19 protein-coding genes, 1 pseudogene and 1 riboswitch are annotated in these 19,048 nt (G+C 56.1%); of the genes and pseudogenes, 3 read left to right on the top strand and 17 right to left on the bottom strand.

Annotated features, from left to right (window positions below; genetic code table 11):
- Window positions 1-8: 8 nt before the first annotated feature.
- The 9 genes from GOW09_RS07375 to GOW09_RS07415 all read right to left on the bottom strand — a co-directional run bounded on the left by GOW09_RS07375 (window position 9) and on the right by GOW09_RS07415 (window position 9,511).
- Window positions 9-806 carry a transglutaminase family protein gene (locus tag GOW09_RS07375; RefSeq protein WP_171116985.1) on the bottom strand — a complete coding sequence of 266 codons (798 nt, stop codon included), beginning with the start codon at window positions 804-806 and terminating at the stop codon, window positions 9-11.
- Between the two features lie 3 nt (window positions 807-809).
- Complete coding sequence (locus tag GOW09_RS07380) at window positions 810-1,751, bottom strand: alpha-E domain-containing protein (protein ID WP_152459498.1); 942 nt, start codon at window positions 1,749-1,751, stop codon at window positions 810-812.
- A gap of 2 nt (window positions 1,752-1,753) precedes the next feature.
- The gene (locus tag GOW09_RS07385; protein ID WP_171116987.1) at window positions 1,754-3,172 is read right to left on the bottom strand and encodes a circularly permuted type 2 ATP-grasp protein; all 1,419 of its coding nucleotides are present in this window, start codon (window positions 3,170-3,172) and stop codon (window positions 1,754-1,756) included.
- Between the two features lie 280 nt (window positions 3,173-3,452).
- A complete protein-coding gene (locus GOW09_RS07390; RefSeq protein WP_171116990.1) occupies window positions 3,453-4,139 on the bottom strand; it encodes a D-lyxose/D-mannose family sugar isomerase in 687 nt (228 codons plus the stop codon).
- The gene (locus GOW09_RS07395; protein WP_171116992.1) at window positions 4,136-5,413 is read right to left on the bottom strand and encodes an amylo-alpha-1,6-glucosidase; all 1,278 of its coding nucleotides are present in this window, start codon (window positions 5,411-5,413) and stop codon (window positions 4,136-4,138) included. The genes GOW09_RS07390 and GOW09_RS07395 overlap by 4 nt, the downstream gene beginning before the upstream one ends.
- A 12-nt stretch (window positions 5,414-5,425) precedes the next feature.
- Window positions 5,426-6,466 (bottom strand): ABC transporter ATP-binding protein, encoded by a 1,041-nt coding sequence (locus tag GOW09_RS07400; RefSeq protein ID WP_171116994.1) that lies wholly within the window; start codon window positions 6,464-6,466, stop codon window positions 5,426-5,428.
- Window positions 6,467-6,489: 23 nt separating this feature from the next.
- Entirely contained in the window at window positions 6,490-7,326 is an 837-nt protein-coding gene (locus GOW09_RS07405) for a carbohydrate ABC transporter permease (protein ID WP_152459493.1), read from the bottom strand.
- Window positions 7,323-8,168: a carbohydrate ABC transporter permease gene (locus tag GOW09_RS07410; protein WP_171116996.1), complete on the bottom strand. Its 846-nt coding sequence runs from the start codon at window positions 8,166-8,168 to the stop codon at window positions 7,323-7,325. Before GOW09_RS07410 ends, GOW09_RS07405 begins: the two co-directional genes overlap by 4 nt.
- A gap of 74 nt (window positions 8,169-8,242) precedes the next feature.
- Window positions 8,243-9,511 carry an ABC transporter substrate-binding protein gene (locus tag GOW09_RS07415; protein ID WP_152459491.1) on the bottom strand — a complete coding sequence of 423 codons (1,269 nt, stop codon included), beginning with the start codon at window positions 9,509-9,511 and terminating at the stop codon, window positions 8,243-8,245.
- Between the two features lie 212 nt (window positions 9,512-9,723).
- On the opposite strand from GOW09_RS07415, the gene GOW09_RS07420 reads away from it, so the two are divergent.
- Window positions 9,724-10,734, top strand: coding sequence for a LacI family DNA-binding transcriptional regulator (locus tag GOW09_RS07420; RefSeq protein ID WP_152459490.1), 1,011 nt, complete (start codon window positions 9,724-9,726; stop codon window positions 10,732-10,734).
- Window positions 10,735-10,774: 40 nt separating this feature from the next.
- Here the strand turns inward: GOW09_RS07420 and GOW09_RS22535 are convergent.
- From GOW09_RS22535 to GOW09_RS07430, 3 genes and pseudogenes are all read right to left on the bottom strand, one after another.
- Window positions 10,775-10,903, bottom strand: a pseudogene (locus tag GOW09_RS22535) (integrase); the annotation flags it as partial.
- 509 nt (window positions 10,904-11,412) lie between these two features.
- Entirely contained in the window at window positions 11,413-12,495 is a 1,083-nt protein-coding gene (locus tag GOW09_RS07425; RefSeq protein WP_171116998.1) for a hybrid-cluster NAD(P)-dependent oxidoreductase, read from the bottom strand.
- Window positions 12,496-12,500: 5 nt separating this feature from the next.
- Entirely contained in the window at window positions 12,501-13,754 is a 1,254-nt protein-coding gene (locus GOW09_RS07430; RefSeq protein WP_171117270.1) for an aromatic ring-hydroxylating dioxygenase subunit alpha, read from the bottom strand.
- Window positions 13,755-13,835: 81 nt separating this feature from the next.
- A riboswitch (cobalamin riboswitch) is annotated at window positions 13,836-14,040 on the bottom strand.
- A gap of 266 nt (window positions 14,041-14,306) precedes the next feature.
- Between GOW09_RS07430 and GOW09_RS07435 the strand changes: the two genes are divergently transcribed.
- Both GOW09_RS07435 and GOW09_RS07440 read left to right on the top strand, forming a co-directional pair.
- Window positions 14,307-14,558: a hypothetical protein gene (locus tag GOW09_RS07435; protein ID WP_171117000.1), complete on the top strand. Its 252-nt coding sequence runs from the start codon at window positions 14,307-14,309 to the stop codon at window positions 14,556-14,558.
- An 8-nt stretch (window positions 14,559-14,566) separates the two neighbouring features.
- A complete protein-coding gene (locus tag GOW09_RS07440; protein ID WP_152459486.1) occupies window positions 14,567-14,791 on the top strand; it encodes a hypothetical protein in 225 nt (74 codons plus the stop codon).
- A 29-nt stretch (window positions 14,792-14,820) separates the two neighbouring features.
- Here GOW09_RS07440 and GOW09_RS07445 read toward each other — a convergent pair whose 3' ends face one another.
- From GOW09_RS07445 to GOW09_RS07465, 5 genes are read right to left on the bottom strand one after another with little or no spacing between them, the layout of a single operon-like run.
- Window positions 14,821-15,363, bottom strand: a complete 543-nt coding sequence (locus tag GOW09_RS07445; protein ID WP_152459485.1) for a DUF3833 family protein — start codon at window positions 15,361-15,363, stop codon at window positions 14,821-14,823.
- Entirely contained in the window at window positions 15,360-15,977 is a 618-nt protein-coding gene (locus GOW09_RS07450) for a DUF3833 domain-containing protein (RefSeq protein WP_171117002.1), read from the bottom strand. The genes GOW09_RS07445 and GOW09_RS07450 overlap by 4 nt, the downstream gene beginning before the upstream one ends.
- Entirely contained in the window at window positions 15,974-17,197 is a 1,224-nt protein-coding gene (locus GOW09_RS07455; protein ID WP_171117004.1) for an MFS transporter, read from the bottom strand. Before GOW09_RS07455 ends, GOW09_RS07450 begins: the two co-directional genes overlap by 4 nt.
- A complete protein-coding gene (locus GOW09_RS07460; protein ID WP_253284188.1) occupies window positions 17,197-17,742 on the bottom strand; it encodes a hypothetical protein in 546 nt (181 codons plus the stop codon). The genes GOW09_RS07455 and GOW09_RS07460 overlap by 1 nt, the downstream gene beginning before the upstream one ends.
- Window positions 17,696-19,027 carry an NAD(P)/FAD-dependent oxidoreductase gene (locus tag GOW09_RS07465; RefSeq protein ID WP_171117006.1) on the bottom strand — a complete coding sequence of 444 codons (1,332 nt, stop codon included), beginning with the start codon at window positions 19,025-19,027 and terminating at the stop codon, window positions 17,696-17,698. Before GOW09_RS07465 ends, GOW09_RS07460 begins: the two co-directional genes overlap by 47 nt.
- Window positions 19,028-19,048 lie beyond the last annotated feature (21 nt).

The raw sequence follows: 19,048 nt of genomic DNA on the forward strand, positions 1-19,048 counted from the left end.
ATTCTCCGTTATTGCTGTGCGACCTGCAACTGCACTGTCAATTGCTCACCCGCTGCCCCAATTCTGTTCCCTATTACTGGGGCAGCTTGGGAATAGTCCAGACCGGTCGCGACGCGTACGTATCGATCGTCAGGTGAAATCCCGTTTGAAACGTCGAACCCAACCCACCCAAGCCCGTCCAAGTGCACCTCGGCCCACGCATGGGTCGCGTCCTGTAGTTCCGTTTCGTTCATCATCAGGTAACCCGATACATAGCGTGCAGGAATTCCAATCTGTCGCGCGCAGGCAATGAAAATATGCGCGTGGTCCTGACACACGCCGCACCCGGATTCGAGCGCGTCTTCTGCGCTCCAGCCCGGGTGCGAACTTCCAATCTCGTACGCGACCTGAGTGCGAATGCTTTCGGAAAGGGCATGCATCTTTTCCAGCGGTTCGCCTTTGGGCAACGCGCCTATTACTTCGGCAACCCCTTTCCCCGGCGTTGTCTGAGGGGTGCTCCTTTTGAATAGCCACAATGGAGTCGACCCTTCGTGACGCCCGAGGACGCCATGTGTGTCTTCCACTTCTACAACGCCTTCTGAAATCAACGAGATGCTTTGGGTGTTTACGTCGAAACTGATCAATTCCACGGTGTTGCGGTGGTAGTCTTCAAAAGTCAGTTCTTTGCGCCCGCCAGTGATTTGGGTGCTCCAACTTACAATGTTCTGATTGCGGAATGACTTTGGTGTCTTTCTCAGCTGTTGCAGCCCGAAGGGAACGGGTGCATCGAAATCGTATCGTGTCTCGTGTCGAATGTGCAGTTTCATTGGCTACTCGTAGAACCTGTAATCAACCTCGATCTGTCGACTTAAGCTGCCGAGATCTGTCAGAAAATCCTGAATGTACTCATGCAGACCGATTTCGAAGATATCAGAGATTTTTTGATCCAGGTATTTCTCGTAGAGGCCATTCGAGGCCTCGCAGGAAGGCCCGGCAAAGCCATAGTCTTTCTTTAGGTAAGAAAGGTTTTCTTGAATTTTTCTGCAGCAAAAGTGAAGGCTGCGCGGCATTCGCTGATCCAAGATCAAAAACTGTGCGATATCAGACGGTTGGGTTTTCTCACCGTGGGTCATTCGATATCCTCCGCCAGCGCCGACGGAACGGAGAATGCTTTCCCATTGGATGTTGTCCAGTGATGAGCCAACTGAGAAAGCTGTGGGCAGAAGAACGTAGTATTTCACATCCAGAATGCGCCCGGTATTGTCGGCTCGTTCGACGAAGGTACCAATGCGGGTGAAGTCGAAAATGTCATTGCGTAGCATCGTGCCCAATGTAGCGCCACGAACCAGGGCCGCCTGTTGGCGAATAAGCTCCAGCGTCGCAGGCAGGTCCCGCTCATTCACGCGGCGCTTCATGACATCATCAATCTGCATCCAGGTAGAGTTTACTGCGCTCCAAACATCGTGTGTCAGTGCGGTTCGAACAAGGCGCGCATTGTCTCTTGCCTGTTTGATGACTGACTTGATCGAGGATGGATTATCCGCATCACGCAGCATCCAATCCACCGCGTTGTCTTTTGAAACATCATCGTATTTGGCGTGGTACCCATCCAGAACGCCGGCCGTTTTCAGAACAGAACCCCATTCTTCGGTCGAATTCTTGGTGCGGGTCAACGCCATCCGCTGACCTGTTTCAAGCAGCCTGGCCGTGTTTTCCGCTCGTTCCAGGTAGCGGGACATCCAGAACAACCCACCAGCAGTTTTTCCCAGCATGGTCAGTCCTCCAGAACCCAGGTGTCTTTGGTTCCACCGCCCTGGCTCGAGTTTACGACCAATGACCCTTTCTTTAGTGCCACGCGGGTCAGGCCGCCGGGAGTGATCTTGATCCCCTCAGGCGACACTAATACGAAAGGCCGCAGATCGACATGTCTGGGGGCCAGCCCCGAACGCGCGAAGATCGGAACGGTTGAAAGCGACAGTGTCGGCTGAGCAATATAGTTCGCTGGCCGCGCTTTGAGCTTGTCGCGGAAAGCTGAAATCTCTTTCTTGCTGGCGGTCGGGCCGATCAACATCCCGTAGCCGCCAGACCCGTGCACTTCTTTCACAACAAGCTCGGACAGATTGTCCAGTACGTAGGACAGAGATTCGGGATCGCTGCAACGCCACGTGGGAACATTTTGAAGCAGGGGCTTCTCACCCGTGTAGAATTCAACGATTTCAGGCATGTATGAATAGATCGCCTTGTCATCGGCTATGCCTGTTCCCGGGGCGTTCGCAATCGTGATACCGCCAGCGCGATAAACGTCCAGAATACCCGGCACGCCTAATGCGCTGTCGGGGTTGAAATTCAACGGGTCCAGAAAGTCGTCATCCACTCTGCGATAGAGAACGTCAATGGGTTTATAACCTCTGGTGGTGCGCATGCAGACACGCCCGTTTACAACCCGCAAGTCGTGACCTTCGACCAATTCCACGGCCATCTGATCTGCCAAGAAGGCGTGCTCGTAGTAGGCTGAATTGTAGATGCCAGGCGTCAACACGGCGACAGTGGGTTCTCCCTCGGCGCAAGCTGGCGCGCATGCAGCCAGAGACCGTCTTAAACTACGCGGGTAATCGGAAACATTCCGGACATTTGTGGTGCTAAACAGTTCCGGGAACATTTTGAGCATCGTTTCCCGGTTCTCGAGCATATAGCTCACACCGGACGGCGTACGCGCATTGTCTTCCAGCACAAAAAACTCGTCCGGCCCGGTTCGCACCAAATCAACACCGACTATGTGCGTATAAACCTTACCAGGTGGCGTGATGCCCAGCATCTGCGGCAGGAACGCTTCGTTTGCGGCGATCATCTCAGCCGGCACACGGCCTGCGCGAACAATTTCCTGACGGTGGTATATGTCATGAAGAAACGCGTTGATTGCCCGAACTCGCTGTTCGATACCTCGTTCCAGCCGCTGCCACTCTCGTGCCGAAATGACACGCGGCACGATATCAAACGGTATCAGTCGTTCCTCTGCCTCTGCTTTGCCGTAAACATTAAAGGTGATGCCCGTCAGCCTAAAAACTTCTTCGGCTTCACGCTGTTTCGCCCTCAGCCGTGATACGTCTTCAGCATTGAACCAGCGGCCGATCTCTTCATATGGACCTCTGAGTGATCCATCGCCGTTGAACATTTCATCAAAATACTCACTCATGTGTTAAGTTTCACGCTCAAATCAGAATTTTCAAGTCGTTCAGGCTCGATTTGATACTGTCGTCTTAAGTGACGTCTAATTTTCAGGCGAAATGAATATCGTGGTGATCCTAAAACCGTGGCGTTGTTCGCGTTTCCAGCTGTTGAAGCACAACGCAGCGAACGGGCAAATGAAGCCTATAGATATTGCCAATTTTCTGTGAAGGATGACCGCCCAAACTCGGATAGAGAGCGTTAAGTTCGCGCCAAGACGCCACGAACTCCTCCAATGGCTTCATCAATCAGCCTAGCCATTTTGAGTAGTCGCTGACCAGAAGATGTGTCGGCGCGACGTCCTCCTGAACCTCGGCAAATCGGCCAATTGGGTCGCGAAAAACATTGTCGGTCTCGTCGTCATTGACGGTCGAGACCTCGCCGATCAGCACATCGCCACCTTCGCCCCAAAACGCGTGCCAATCACCAGGGCGAAGGGTGACGCTTTCACCGGGGGCCAGGCGCAGTTTCTCGCCCGGGCCGTAATCGCGGCGGATACCATCCAGCCAGACTACGCCGCCGCGATCCTCTGCAAAACCTCCGGCATCATCCGAGCCGAAAAGCTCGATCACTAGGGTCGCGCCACCACGGTTGATGATATCTTCTGCCTTCAGAACATGCGTGTGCATCGGCGAAAGCTGATCTTGCCGTGAAATCAAAAGCTTCTCAGCGTAACACATGCCGCCGCCTTTCGCTAAGTCGCTCTGCAGACCGTTGCGCAGGGTGAAAAGAAACAGGCCCATCCGATCAAAATCACCGTCGCCGTAATCAGTGATATCCCAACCGCAACGCGCGTCAATCACGTGACGGGCATCGCTTTCACGAGCCTTAAATTCTTCCGGCGTCCAATAGGCAAACGGCGGCAATGTGAAACCGTGAGAGCGAATTAGCTCATTTGCTTGCGCCATAATCTCGTTGATGCGCGAACGTTTCATGCGGGCACTTTTTGAATCTTGAGAATTTCAATCACCATTGCAGCTGTCCAAGTGAAATCTCCACCCCCACACGGTTCACCGCTGATGGGATCATAGTATTCCGCAAAGCCGCTTTTCTCAATGAGGCGCAAGCTGCCAGCAAGGATACGTTGTGCCATTGCTTCCTGTCCTGATTGGATAAGCCCTTCGGCAATCATATAGTTCACGACCAGCCATGTCGGTCCACGCCAATAGCGTTTACTGTCAAAGGCGTCATCCGCCGGGTCGTGGCTTGGCACCAGATAATCGCATCGCTCGGACAGCAAGGCGATCCTTCGCACCAGGGCTTGGGCGCGCTCGGGAGGCACCTGAGCAATTGCCGCAAGTAACCCGCCGACCGTTGGCGTGTCTTGCAGATTCCCGGCGGCGCGGTTGTAACACGTGTATTGTCCAAGATTTGCATTCCATAAGCTTTCCAACGCTTCACGGCCCTTGGTGGCCATTTCGCGTGCTTCAGAGGCCATGGCAGGAATACCCAAAATCTCCGCTAATTCCGCAACATCGTCACAAGACCGAATAAGGATGGCATTGAACCCCGGGTCAACCAATCGGAAAGGCGAGGCGTCATGTAGTTTTGTGTTGTCCCATCGCAATCCGCGGAAGTGTTCCACCAACCAGATATACCTTTGGTACTGATCATCTGTCGGGCGATGATCGGGATTGGCATGTGTTGTATCGCGTCGCGTGAACGGTGCTATGCCCTCAGTCGGTACAGCATCCAGCCCTTCGTCCCAGTCCACCGAGTTGTCTCGCCCGGATTCCCACGGGTGAATGATTGCCACCAGCCCGGTGTTTTCTGGATCGCGGTTGCGGTAGAACCACTGATGCCATGCGTGGACCTTGGGCAGAAGTTCAGCAAGCCGCGTCCGGGTGGCGGCTTTGTCTTCGGCCCGATTATAGAGTTTGCGCAGGGCAAGTCCCGCAACCGCCGGCTGGGTGATACCGGTCGTCGGTACAGATTGGCCGGTTTGCCAGACGTCAGGACCGGGGAAATAGCCGTCATCGGGTTCGTGAAAAACGATATGGGGCACCATACCGTCTTCCCACTGATGGGCCATTAGGGTCTCGACCTCGACCCAAGCCCTGTCCATGTCAAAATGCGAAAAGCCTAGCGCAGACAATGCGCTATCCCAGTTCCACTGAAAGGGATAGAGACCGTGGGTAGGCACGGTATAACTGCCACGGTCGTTGCCTTCCATTACTTTGCAGGCCTGATCGATCAGCGCTTGGCTCATCGTGGTTCTCCTTTACGCAACGGCCAGAGTTGTTTTGGGGTCAAACCAGCGTCCGCGACCCTCTTGCGGCGCCAAGGTGAGTACGTCACCTGGTTTCACGTCGAGCTCACTATCCAGCACAGCGCGGAATTGGTGTCCGTCCACATCGCAAGTCACCAGCAAATGCGCGCCCAGAGGCTCCACAACTTTGGCCCGCGCTCCGAAACCCTGATCTGCAATGCGCAGATCTTCCGGTCGAATCGCCCATTTCAGCTCTTTGCCGTTTGCCGGCCCGTCAAGGTTTTGCCCTGCCACATTCCAGCGCCCGGAACCCGCTGCTTCGGCAGGAAGGAAGTTCATTGGCGGATTGCCGATAAAGCTGGCCACAAACTCGGCCGCGGGATCCCGGTACACCTCGATAGGCGAGGCGGCCTGAACTATTTTGCCCTGATGCATGACGCTGATCCGGTCAGCCATGGACATAGCTTCGACCTGATCGTGGGTCACGTAGATTGCTGTGGTTTTACTTTCAGCCAGAACACCCTTCAGCTCGGCCCGCATCTCCATCCGCAACAATGCGTCAAGGTTAGACAGCGGCTCGTCCATCAGGATCACATCCGGTTCCATCGCCAATGCACGGGCAACGGCGACCCGTTGGCGCTGACCACCCGATAGCTCGCCCGAATAGCGCTTCAGAAGCTGCTCGATATGCATCAATCCAGCGGTGCGTTCGACCCGACGTTTGACTTCCGCATCGGGCAGTTTCTGCATCCGCAGACCAAAGCCGATATTTTCGAACACCGTCAGATGCGGGAACACCGCGTAATTCTGGAACACCATCGAGATACCGCGATCCTTTGGCGACAGGTGATCCACCCGGCGACCACCGATCCAGACCTCGCCGGTGGTCGCTGTCTCGAGCCCGGCAATGATACGCAAAAGCGTGGACTTGCCGCAGCCCGAAGCACCTAAAAGCACCATGAATTCCTGATCCGAGATGGTCAGGTTGATGTCGTGCAGAGCCTGGTAGGACCCAAAGTTCTTGGCGATGTTTTTGATCTGTATTTCAGCCATAACAGTTTCCTTTCAGCCACCGCTCAGCGGTTGGCAATACCCCACATGGCAAAGAGATATTTGCGCACGGCGAAGATGAAAATCAGTGCAGGCACCACGAGAATGAACCCGCCTGCAAATTTCAGATGCAGCGGTGCTTCGCCCAGGGTCTGCAACAGGAACGCGGGAAGCGTCCGGTTTTCGATGGTCAGAACGGCGGCTGCGAAAACCTCGTTCCACGAGATCACGAAGGCAAAGATAGCCGAGGCCGTGATCCCCGGGAGGACCAACGGCAGGATCACCTTGGTAAAGGCGGTCAGCCGCGTGCAGCCCAATGTCCAGGCCGCTTCTTCCAGCTCAAGCGGAATGCCTGAGAATAGCGAAAAGGTTATGAGCACCGCAAAGGGGATTGCCAGTGTGGTGTGGACAAGGGCCAGACCGAAGGCTGTGTCATCCAGACCCGTGCGGATAAAGAGAACCGCCAGAGGCAACGCCAGCAGTGGCAGTGGGAAAGCCCGTGTCAGCAGGATCAAAAGGCGGAACAGTTCCTTCCCCCGGAAGTCGAACCGTGACAGGGCGTACCCAGCCGGGGCTCCGATCGCGATGGACATCACCATCGTCATCAAAGCAACCACAACTGAATTCCACAGTGCCGCCAGCATTCCCTGGAACCCCGCAAAGAATTCCAAGGATCCCATGTCAAATTCCGGGAGGAAGCTCTTGGGGAAGCTGTTAACAGTATCCGGTGAGGACATCGTGTTCACAAACAGCAGGTAGAGCGGGACGATCACCCAGGCGCACAGCAGGATAACCCCGGCCCGGTAAAGCCCCTTCCCCGCCTTACGTGCGTCGGGGGCAACTACGTCTGCAACAGCCGTCATATCGTGGCTCCTTTCGGGACGCGCAAGGCGCGCAAAATGATCAGAGTGAAGACGATTGAGATAATCAGAACGATGATCGCGAGTGCTGCTGCCGCACCGCCATTTTGCAGATCAAACTGATAGGCATAGATCTCGCCCATAAGCACCGGAAAAATCGTGCCCCCAAGGGCTGCGACCACGGCAAAAACCTCAAAGGCAAGGATGACACGCAGGACCAGTGCCGTTTGCAAGGACGGGCGCAAAAGGGGCAGGGTGATCCGCGTGAATTGCTTCCAGCGCGAGGCTCCAAACACGTCTGCGGCCTCGTAGTATTCTTTGGGTATCAAGCCGATGCCTGCGACAAGGATCACAAGCATAATCGCGGTTGCGCGCCAAATCTCGGCCAGCATAATCGCAAGGAATACAATCCAGGGGGTCTGATAGCTCAGCAAACTCACAGGTTGGTCAGTGACACCCAATCCCACCATCATCGAATTCAGGAAGCCTGACTGCTCGAAGATAGCCAACCAGATGATGCCAGCAGCAAGGTCCGAAATGCCCAGCGGGATGGTCCAAATGTACAGAACCAGATCGCGTCCCCTTTGCATCTTCGTGACCATTGTGGCCATCAGAAGCGAAAGGGCCAACTGGATCGGCACCACAGCCGCTGCCAGAAGAAAAGTGTTCTTCATTGAAATCGGGAACTTCCAGTAGTTCACAACCTCGCGAAAATTATCCAGTGAGAAACCGCTCTCGGTTCCAAAAGCCTGCTGCGCCACCAACGCAAACGGGTAAAGAAAGAACAGGCAGAGAAACAGAGTCACCGGGAGGATCAGAAGGTATGGCAATAGCCGCGCTTCCATCGGACCGCTCCTTCAAGTTGGGAAAATGCTGGGGAGCCGGGCCGCTATTTCAGCGGCCCGACCGTTGGAAGGTCTTACTCGACCGGGCACGCGCCTTCCGAAGGCGCATCAGGTGCCCAGCAGGGCGCGCCGGTTTCGGTCATGATTTTTTCAAGCTGTTTCTTCTGATCATCCAGTACCTGCTCGATGGGCTGGCCAGCCAGAACAATGCGTTCAAACGTATCTACGTAGACACGATTGAAATCACCGCCCATGCTGCCCAGACCTGCGGGCAACAATCCAGGATTGGCGTCTGCCGAACCGCTCATCTTGGCAACGGCTTCACCGGCAGCTTTTACCGAAGGCGGCAAATCGTCTGGCAACTCGACGTCAACTACAGGGAAGAAGTTAGTGGCTCTCAGAGTTGCGATCTGCGTCTCTGGTTGCATCAGATAAGTTACCAGAGCTTTGGCACCTTCTGCATCCGGCGCGGTGCGCGGTATGGCAACACCTGCCAGAACAGGCATGAAGCCACGGCCGGTCGGACCTGCAGGCGCCGGGAAGGCGACGAAATCATCGGGGCGTTCATTGAATGCCTGCGCCAGGCGCGAGGTGTGATCGAAGACGATCCACGCATCTCCGTTCAATAGCTGTTCCTGCATAAACGAGAAGTTGGTTGATGCAGGGTTCGTATGGCTCCAAAGCTCTTTGAATTTCTCCCATGCGGTCACAGCCTCGGGCGAAGCAAACGTTCGCACGACACCGTTAGTGTAGGACGGGTAAAGATAGCCTTGGAAAAAACGGTGTTTCAGCCCTTTGGGCCCAGCCGGAAAACCGAATTTCTTCTGACCAGTCGCTTGTTCGACATTGGCTGTCCATGCGATCAATTGGTCATAGGTCAGCGCGTTAACGTCTGCACCTTCTGGCAGGTATTGCAGCGCTTCCTTGTTGGCGGCCATGATATAGCTCGCTTGCATCCACGGCATGTATTGCAGGCTGTCCGTTCCCAGCTTAGCCAGATCGTTGAAAGTGTCCGACGCCGACATCACACCCAGATCGCTGAGATCCATCAGATCATCGGGGTTCATTGCCGAGAAGTTGCCGTGCAAAGAGCCCAGCAGATCAATACTACCCGAGCCCGCCTGCAACTCGGCTTGGAGCCGGGTCAACCAAGGGCCATCTTCGTTTGGCTGGTAATCAACTTCGCCATCAAATCCACCAAGCACCTCGGCCCGCATGGCTTGCGCCTCTTCAGCAGGACGGGCTTGGGTCGACCAGAACAGAGTTTCGGCTTGTACGGCAGCTGCGCCAACAAGAATAGCCAAACCTGATACGGCACCCGCAAGTTTCGATTGAATGGACATGTTTTCCTCCGTTTGTCTGGGGCTGGCCAAAATCTGGCAACCTCCCTCCCTCGCCGACAATCTTGGATCAGTCTATGGCGAATGTTGGCACTATGATATATCGTTTTATCATGAGTCAAGTCGGATAGCCCGTTCATGTTTCCATATTTTACTTGAAGTATTCGATTTCGACTGCAAAATAGACAAAACGTTATACCTACAAAAACTCATCCATGGCGAAGAAACCCACCCTTTCCAGCGTTGCCAAAGAAGCTGGCGTGTCAGTACCAACTGTTAGTCAGGTCTTGCGCGACACAGGTCGAATTTCAGAAAAAACGCGTCAAAAAGTTTTGAGCGCGGCTAAGCGGCTTCGATACGTCCCAAATCACGCTGCGGCCACAATGCGATCGGGCGACAATCGCGAAATCGGCTTTATCCTTAACAAGTTGGCAAACCCGTTCAACGCAGAGGTCGTTAGCGGCGCTGTTAACCTGCTGGAGGCCGAGGGCTTTATGGTTTCGGTCCTCGATGCTCAAGGAGACCTTCAGCGCCAGGACCGCCTTCTGGAAGCCTGCATCAGATTTGGTCGACGTGGTCTGATCTGGGTTCCGGCACTCAACACCAGCGGGGACGCCATGGGGCTTCTGGATGCTCACGGTGTTCCTGCTGTCACATTCATGCGAAAGGTGTCTCAGTCTCTGGATCACGTTGGTGTTCTAAACAAAGAGGCCCTCGTGCAGGCCACACAACACTTGATTGATTTGGGGCACAGGCACATCGCCTACTTAGGCGGAACCGAACAAACGTCTGTGCGCGAAGAGCGCATCGCCGGTTATCTGAGTGCCTTGGAGAAATTGGGCGGCGTGCATCCGGTTATCTGGCCATGCGAAGAAACAAAACGCTCTGGTGTTGAAGCAATCACCGCACTTCGTCAGCGACACCCTGAGGTAACAGGCGTTGTTTGCAATGGCGATGTTGTTGCACTTGGGGCATGCTTTGGCTTGATCCAATCCAATTTGAAACCCGGGCGTGACTTTTCAGTAGTAGGCTTCGACGACATCGAAGATGCCGCCGTCTCGACGCCTGGCCTCACAACAATGGCGATCAACCCAAAAAAATTGGGTACGCGATTGGCCGAGATCCTTCTGGACCGCATGCGAACACCTGAAATGCCAGTTCGCCATTTCGAGTATTCTGCAACCCTGACAATTCGAGGAACATCAGGGGCAGCCTCTGACCAATAAAATGTACGTCTTGGCTGCTGTTGCGCGTCCATTCCGGGTTTCGCATTGTACTGTCCGTCTTGCTATGGCCAAGCAACAGTTGGACAGCGCGCATAGTACCCGTTTTCTGATAGATCAACTGAATCAACGCTGCTTTGGTGCGTCTTAGTGAATGGGTTCTCTGGCCTGATGACGCTCATCCAATCGCTTACACCTACTCTCGGACAAGCTTAGCGTATTGGCTCCGGGCCCAAGCTTCGACACCGCGCCGACGAACACATTATCCACTGCCATGATTGATCAACCGGTCCGCGGACGATGAAGTCGTCAGCTTGAGCTTATTGCCGCAAGGGGTCGTCTGCGAGGCGCGTGCCTGTGATCATGTTTTCGTTGGTTTTCCAGATGTGCGGTCATTTGACTGACCGCCAGAACCTCTTCAAACCCTTGTAAGGGTGCTCAGGAACTGCCGCAGGGAACAGCCGCGGGCATTGTGGGGCTCTCTCTTCTCGCGTTTTCTACAATAGCGTGATGGCCGGCGAAGACAAAGGCAGATGCTTGAGCCGCGTTTGTGAGATGGCGGGAAAGCTCCGGACGTCCGGCGACCCAATCCGGCCCGTGTTCTGCAAAGGGCAGAAAAACCGCGCCGAAAACCGCAGCGGGTGTCAGCCACGCTGCGGCTTTGATCGTGATGCGAAGCGCCTAAACCTCGATTTCGACCTTGCCGATCGGGTTCGAGCAGCAGGCCAGAATGTACCCCGCGTCGATGTCGTCTTCCGAGATCCCTCCGTTGTGGACCATATGGACCTCTCCGGCAGTTTTCTTGACCTTGCAGGTACCGCACACGCCGAAGGTACAGCCTGACGGTATGTTCAGGCCAACCGAGCGGGCGGCGGCAAGCACCGTGTCGGTCTCGGCAACCTTGGCCGTCACGCCCGAGGTCGCGAACAGGATCTCGGCGCTGCTGTCGTCGTCCAGAACAACGTCATCCAACTCGGGCTGATCCGCCTCGGTTTCCACCGGCGCGCCGAAGCTTTCCTGATGGTAGTTGTTCATATCAAAACCAAGACCGGCCAGCGCGTCGCGTACCGCTTGCATGAAGGGCTCAGGACCGCAGCAATAGACTTCGCGCTCAAGGTAATCCGGCGCCATCAGCCCCAGCATCAATTGGTTGAACTGACCCTGATATCCCGTCCATGGGCGGTAGCGGTCCGGCTCTTCCACCACGAATTTCAGGTCCAAACCATCCGTGCGGCTGGCCATCTGTTCCAAGCGCTGGCGGAAGATGATCTCGGATGGCCTTTTGGCGCAGTTGATGAAGACAACGTCCAGATCGCGGCCTTCGTCCCACATACAGGTGGTCATCGACATCATCGGGGTGATGCCCGAGCCAGCCGAGATAAACAGGAACTTGCGCGCATCGCTCAACGCGTTGGTGAACAGGCCCGCGGGCCCAATGGCCTTGATCCGCATGCCGGGTTGAAGATTGTCCAGCATCCAGCGCGTGCCGATACTGTCGGGTTGCGCTTTGGCGGTGATGGTGATCGACCGCGGCCGCGACGGCGACGATGAGATCGTGTAGGTGCGATGCACAACGCCTCCGGGCTGGCCGGGCGCCGGAATCTCGAGCGTCAGGAACTGACCGGGGTGATAGGCGAACTGCGCCCCCGAGGGGGCACGGAACGAAAAGCTGGCGGTGTTCGGCATCTCGGGCACGACCGAGACACATTCCAGCATCTCTCCATCCTGCCAGACGGCTGATGAAAGCGTGTTCAGGTCTTTCATCAGCCTTACTCCGCCGCCATGGAGTCAGGCGCCAGGCGGGCCGAAACTGTGTTGCAATACCAATCCACGAATTGCAGCACGCCGGATTCCTGAATGGCTGAATACGGGCCGGGCACATAGGCCGGGCTGTTGATGCCCTGCTGGTTGTCCTCGACCACCTGACGGTCTTCGTTATTCGTGGCGACCCAGACTTCGGTCAGACGTTTCACGTCATAGTCAACGCCTTCAACCGCATCCTTGTTGACCAGCCATTTGGTCGTGACCTCGGTCTCTGTCGGGCCGATCGGCGTGACGCGGAAAACAATCGAGTGGTCGGCAAGAAAGTGGTTCCACGTGGTCGGATAGTGGAACTTCAAAAGCGATCCCGCATCCGCAAAGGGCGACCGGCCCAACCAACGGCGCACGGCGGATTTCCCGTCCATCGTATAACTCTCGGCCCCTTCTTTCAGCGGCATCCGCGCCAGTCGATATTGGCCGTCCTCGTGCAGGTAGAACTGCGATGGCATACCCGCTGCCTGGCACCTGTCGAAATGGGCTTGCATATAGGCTGGGGTTTCACCGCCTTCGATCCCCGTCACGCCCGGATCATCAGGGAAGGTCCGGCACAGCGCAGGGTGGTTGCCGCCGCAGTGATAGCACTCGCGATTGTTTTCCCAGACCAGCTTCCAGTTGCCGTTCTCGATGATCGTGCTTTCGAAGGCGACCTTGGCATTCGCAAGATCATGCGGCTCAAGATACGGGCGGGCGATATTGGCGAACGTGTCAAAATCCGGGGCGACATCCGCCAGACAGATGTAAACCAACCCGGCAAGCTCGCGGCAATGAACCGTCTTCAAACCATGCTGCCTGGGATCAAATTCCGGCCCCATGTCGCGGGCCCACAGCAAAGAGCCGTCAAGCTCGTAGGTCCATTGGTGATATGGGCAAACCAGCTTCGGCGCGTTGCCTTTTGCCGCCTTGCATATGATCGAGCCGCGATGGCGGCAGGTGTTGTGAAACGCCCGGATCTGGTTGTCGGCGCCGCGCACGATGATCACGCGATAGGCACCCACGTTGTATGTTACATAGTCGCCGGCTTTCACCAGTTCGCAAGCAGGAATGGCAAAGAGCCATTCGCGATAGTGGATGGTTTCCAGGTCGGTCTGAAAGATCTCGGGGTCGGTGTAAAAGGCCCGTTCCAGAGCATAGCCCGGGATTCGACGCGCCAACAGGTTTTGGACATTGTTCACTTCTGGCTCTCCTGCCGCGCCCCGCGGCATTGCTTGGGCAGATGACAAGGAGGAGCCGTCCGGAAGCGCGCGAGGATCACGTCCGAAATCCGTGCCCCCACCGCCACCCGCGGTTTGACATATCTTTGAGGCTGGTTTCCGGACTTGAAAGGGGCTTGCGCCCGGTTGCGACACCTTCCCGGGATCCTCGTCCCAGTGGTTGATTGTCGAACCTGACCTTCCTTACCGTTGCGGGGGCAGTACCGGACTTACACCGATTTCCCAATTCTCCGCTGTCTGAGAATCAAGCAGCGGCACCTCACGATGGCAGCCTACTTTTTACCCGCTTGGGCGCTGAAATGCTTGCGACATTTCCGGTTTCAAAACAGACATGGAAATTTTCCGGCAGCGTGGACGGCGCCGGGATCACAGTCCTTGGCACAGGGGCGTGGCAGGCCCGCCAGCATGGCGTTTTGCGGTGGCCGATGGCCTTGCGATGGATGCGGCCACGTCTGACATCGGCGCCGCCTAATTGTCCCCCAACCGCGACGGCGAAGGCCCGGCTGCTCGGATCAGAAACGAAACGCTGCACGTCGCCTGAGCATGGCTGGAAAAGAGAGTGTCAAGCCAAGTGAAGGAGGTTTGCAGCAAGCCCTTTTGGGTGAAGTTGATCCGTTTGGGATAGTGCTGGCTTTCAATGGGGCAGGTGAAGAAGGCGAATATCCGTCATGCGAGAGTTGTCAGTCCACCTTGTCAACGGTCGGTAGAAAACCTCATTTTGTCCATAAAAAATTGTCTTTTTCGGGAAAAACCATTACGTTTTCCGAAAATGGTGGAAAACACCGGAGGCAGTAAGAGAGCAGATGCCAAAACCGAAAACAGGTGTTTTGCGGACAACAGTTCCTTCGCGCCTCATGGGAAAACGGGATGGTCTGTTTTTCCTCTGGGGGCAGATAGAACGCGCGCGCTTGAAGGTCGAGGGCGGCGAACGCGCCGAGGGCGCGGCCTCGGACGGGCCAAGGGCAAACACGGCCGGTGAGGTCAAGGGATCGACGACAGCATTGGTGGACGAGTTTATTTTCTACTGACTTTTGTGATGAAACCGGTCCTGGCGGCCCTATTTCTTCTCGAAGAACAGGATGACTTCACCCAGACGGACGCCATAGCGTGAGACATACGCGCGGTTCAGCAGACGGTCGTCATCCAGCAGCCACATCCAATCGTCGAATTTGACACGCATGGTCCCGTCCTTGATCGGCAGGTCGATCTTGTATTTCCAGTTGAACGTATCCCCGCGCTCAATCCCGCTGGCGGTTCCCAGCACGCCAGGCGCCGTACCGGTCCACGTATCCTCTCCGGTTTTGGTCAATGTCCAGATGCGCTGTTCCGTCGCGCCATCGTCGTAGACGAAGTCTTCGACCAGGGTCAGGGTTTCGCCGTCCCATGTCCCGTCGATATCAACCGTGAATCTGCGGGGGATATTTCCCAGAACATCCTGAAACTGACCGTAGGCCACTGTTTTGCCTTCGAAAAATTCCTCGAGGTTCAACTGTCGGTCCGACAGAAACGTTTTTGGTACCTTCGGTTTGCTGGAGCAGGCCGCCAGAAGTGCAAGGCTTGCGATGGCGACGCAGGCGATGAAAGAGCGAAAGGTGATCATTGCAACGGCTTCCCTTCCAAAGTCGCGTCATACCCGTTTGACCCACTTGGATGCATCGGTTTAGAACTGGGGCTTGGACGCATTGTGGCGATCAGTTCCGCGACCTTGACGCCAAACTTGCGCATCTCGGACCGATTCATGATGACGCCGGTTTCTGTCAGATACATCCAATCGGTGACATCCAGCGTATGTCCACCGGCGTCATCTGGCAGAATGATACGATAGGTCAGTTTCACCGTGGACCCCGAGATGATGCCCCGACCTTCGCCTACGATATCATCCGCCATTGCCGTGAATGTGTTGCCAGTTCCCAGCGTCAGGTACCATTTGCGGGTCATCTGTTTTCCGTTGGAATACGTGAAGTACTCGGTCAGCGTGCCAGAGTTGCCTTTCCATTCGCCGGACATGCGCGCGACAAAGCTGTTCGACATTTTGCCGTTGGGGCCATAGATCAGGCCCTCGGACAAGATCTCTCCGTTCAGGTGTTTTTTCAGGGAAAAATCTGGCCCGGTGCCGCTGTAATCTGACGGCGATTGCGCGCGAAAGCTCAGCAGCCTTGCGCGGATGAAGACAGCGGTCAGAAGGACCAGAAGGATGATGGTGAAAGCGTTCATTTGCTTGTGACCTCGGACGGCAGGGTCAACACCATCCCGAACGCTCCGACTTTCAGGATGCAGGGCAGCACCGCATAGGCAAGATTGAGTGTATCCAGCGCCTGTGCGGAATTGGTTTGACCGGGGGTGAAACCGCTGCGTTCCAGCAGCGGCAGAGTGAAAAAGGCAGCCAGGGCGAGGCCCAGTTTGCCAGCGAAGGACCAGATGCCAAACGCGGCTGATGCGTTCAGCCCGGCCCGGGTAAGGACGATCGAGAACATGGCCGGCAATACGACCATATCCGCGCCCAGCGCCGCGCCCGAGGCGAGACAGATCATTGCAAAACCCGCAAGATTTCCTGCACTCAGTGTGGCAGCGCCGATAAAGCCGGCAATCGAGAGCGGCATGGCGATGATCAGAGTCTGTTTCGGGCCAATTCTGTTGCTGAGCTTTGCCCAGATCGGGACGCTCGCGCCTGCGCTCAGGAAGAACAGGATCAACAAAGGACCCGCCTTGCCCGGCAGTTGCAGCCGGTCTTCCACAAAAAACAGAAACAGGGTGGAGGTTATGGCAACCGGGAGGCTGTTGACCAAAGCCAGCGCAAGAAGGCGCAAGCCACCGGCCTGACCCAGACCTGCAAAGGACAGGCCTGATCCGGTGATCGGTCTGCGTCGCCAGATCGGGATCGTCAGTATCAAGGTCAGAACGGACAGCAGCCCCAGAAACGCTCCGAATGCGGGGTAGCCTTGGGAGTGTGCCCCGAAAGCGACCAACAGGGCCGGAGCGCTGGCTGCGATGACCACCCCGGTCAACTGCCCGCCTTCACGATAGGCGGCCAGTGTCATCAGCTCTTGCGGATCGGTTCGCTTTGCCAGAGTTGCGCTGCGACCATACAGAAGAATGGTTCCCAGGCTGTATGCCGAGAACAGCAAGATCAGGATCGCGACCAGTTCCGGCACGCTGGCACCCTGCGGCAGATTGAAAAGCAGGGGAAACCCGATCGCCAGCCCCAAAGCCGCCATCGCCGCAAATGCAAGCTGGCCGCCGGGCCATCGGTCGATTGCCCAACCGATCAGCGGATCCTGCACCAGATCCACCAAACGGATCACCAGCAGCACCGTACCAATGACCCCAAGGCCAATACCCAGGTTCACGGCTGCAAAGCGCGGCAAGTGGATATAAAGCGGGATACCCGCCGCAGCGAGCATCAGCGCATAGAGACTGACCCGGGGATAGAGCATCACCGCCCCTGTAGCCTGCGCGTGAAGGACGCGGACCGCGTGTTGTCTCCCAGGAACACGGACATGAAACTGCGCTTGATGCCCGGATACGCCATGGTGCAGGTCTTTTGCCCGTTCAGCCAGAAACTGACCTTGTCGGGACCATCAGAAACCGCCAGATAGCTGTCCCCTTTCGCCACGGCTTTGAAACACCGGTTCAGTTGGTCGCGAACGGGTGCTGAACGGCCGATGCGGTCCATCTCGTCAAGCGTCGAGTTGACCAGCGCTTTCTTCTTGATGTTCTTGCGATAGGTCAGTTGCAGGGCGATATCTTCGCTCCAACTGAACGGCGCACCTTTGGGCGTATAGAGTTTGGCGTCATAGATCGGCAAACCCAGATACCGGAACGTCGCGGTTCCGCGCAGCTGGGCATCGTTCAGTTCTTCCGTGACCGGCGATGCGATCAGCCCATTAGGGATCAGCAAGGAAAGTGCAAGAAACGCTGTGCGCCATATCGCCTTATTCAGCGGCAACAGATAGGGCCGGGTCTTTCCCAGGAATGCCATTGTCAGCTCCGATGGTTTGCGGGGCGCCATTTATTCGAGCAACGACATGCATCGCGCTGGCTATCCCGTCTTCGTGAAATCCGTGCCGGTTGTAAGCACCGGCAAACCAAGTTCGGTTCTGTCCCTGCATCTCGCGGATTTGCCCTTGCGCCTTCAGGGCGGCCTTGTCGAAGACCGGATGGGCAAATTCAACCTGGTCATAGATCTTTTCCGCGGGAATTTCTGATGAAGCGTTCAGCGTTACAAACAGCGGGTCACTGTCCGGAATGTTCTGAAGCCGGTTCATCCAGTAGGTTACCCCCACATCTCCGGCTTGCGAACGATAGGTCCAGCTTGACCAACAGGCGCGCCGCTTTGGCATCTGACCTGGGTCACAATGCAATATGGCCGTATTGGGCTGGTAGCGGATTGCGCCCAATGCAGCGGCTTCCGCGGGGGTCGCGCCATCACCCAAAATGGCAAGCGACTGGTCGGAATGGGTGGCCAGGATGATTTCATCGAACTGATCCACGGCGCCCTGGCTGTGGATGGTGACGCCCATCTCGTCACGGGATACATTCTGAACAGGGCTGGCCAGACGTATTTCTGCCCCCCGCGCACGAAGGGCCGCGTCGATCCGGCGGACATACTCTATGCTGCCGCCTTTGACCGTGTACCATTGATGCTGGTTTGCGCGACCACTTGCCAGCAAAGCGTGATTGCGGAAAAACTGCACCAAAGAGCGTGCGGGGAACTGATCCACGAACTCGACCGGCGTAGACCAGATGGCACCGCACATCGGCATCAGATAATTGTGCCGGAACCAATGACCCAACCGCAGCTGGTCCACCAATTCGCCAATCGTGGTGTCATCGTCCTTGGCGGCTTCTGGGGCTTCTTTGCCAAACCGCAGAATATCAGCGATCATTTTATAGTAAGCCGGACGCGCCAGATTGCGCTTTTGAGCGGTCAGTGTGCGCAGATTGTTCAACCCGTATTCAATGCGGCCATTGTCGATTGTCGCGCCAAAGCTCATCTCGCTTTCGATCACGGGCACGCCCAGCTCATCAAACAGCCGGGTCAGGTAGGGATATGTCGCATAGTTGAAGACTATGAAGCCCGTATCGACCGGTTGATCCCCGTTCTTTCCGGCCATCACCGTGCGGGCATGGCCACCAAGCCGAGGTTCGGCCTCATAGACTGTCACGTCGTTGTTTTCTGAAAGATAGTAAGCGGCGGAAAGTCCCGAAATGCCTGCACCTACAATCGCGATTTTCTTCCGTACACCCCGGGGTTCGTCGAACATTCCAGCCTCTTTACGTATCAG

The organism is Ruegeria sp. HKCCA5463 (assembly GCF_013034175.1).
Lineage (GTDB): Bacteria > Pseudomonadota > Alphaproteobacteria > Rhodobacterales > Rhodobacteraceae > Ruegeria.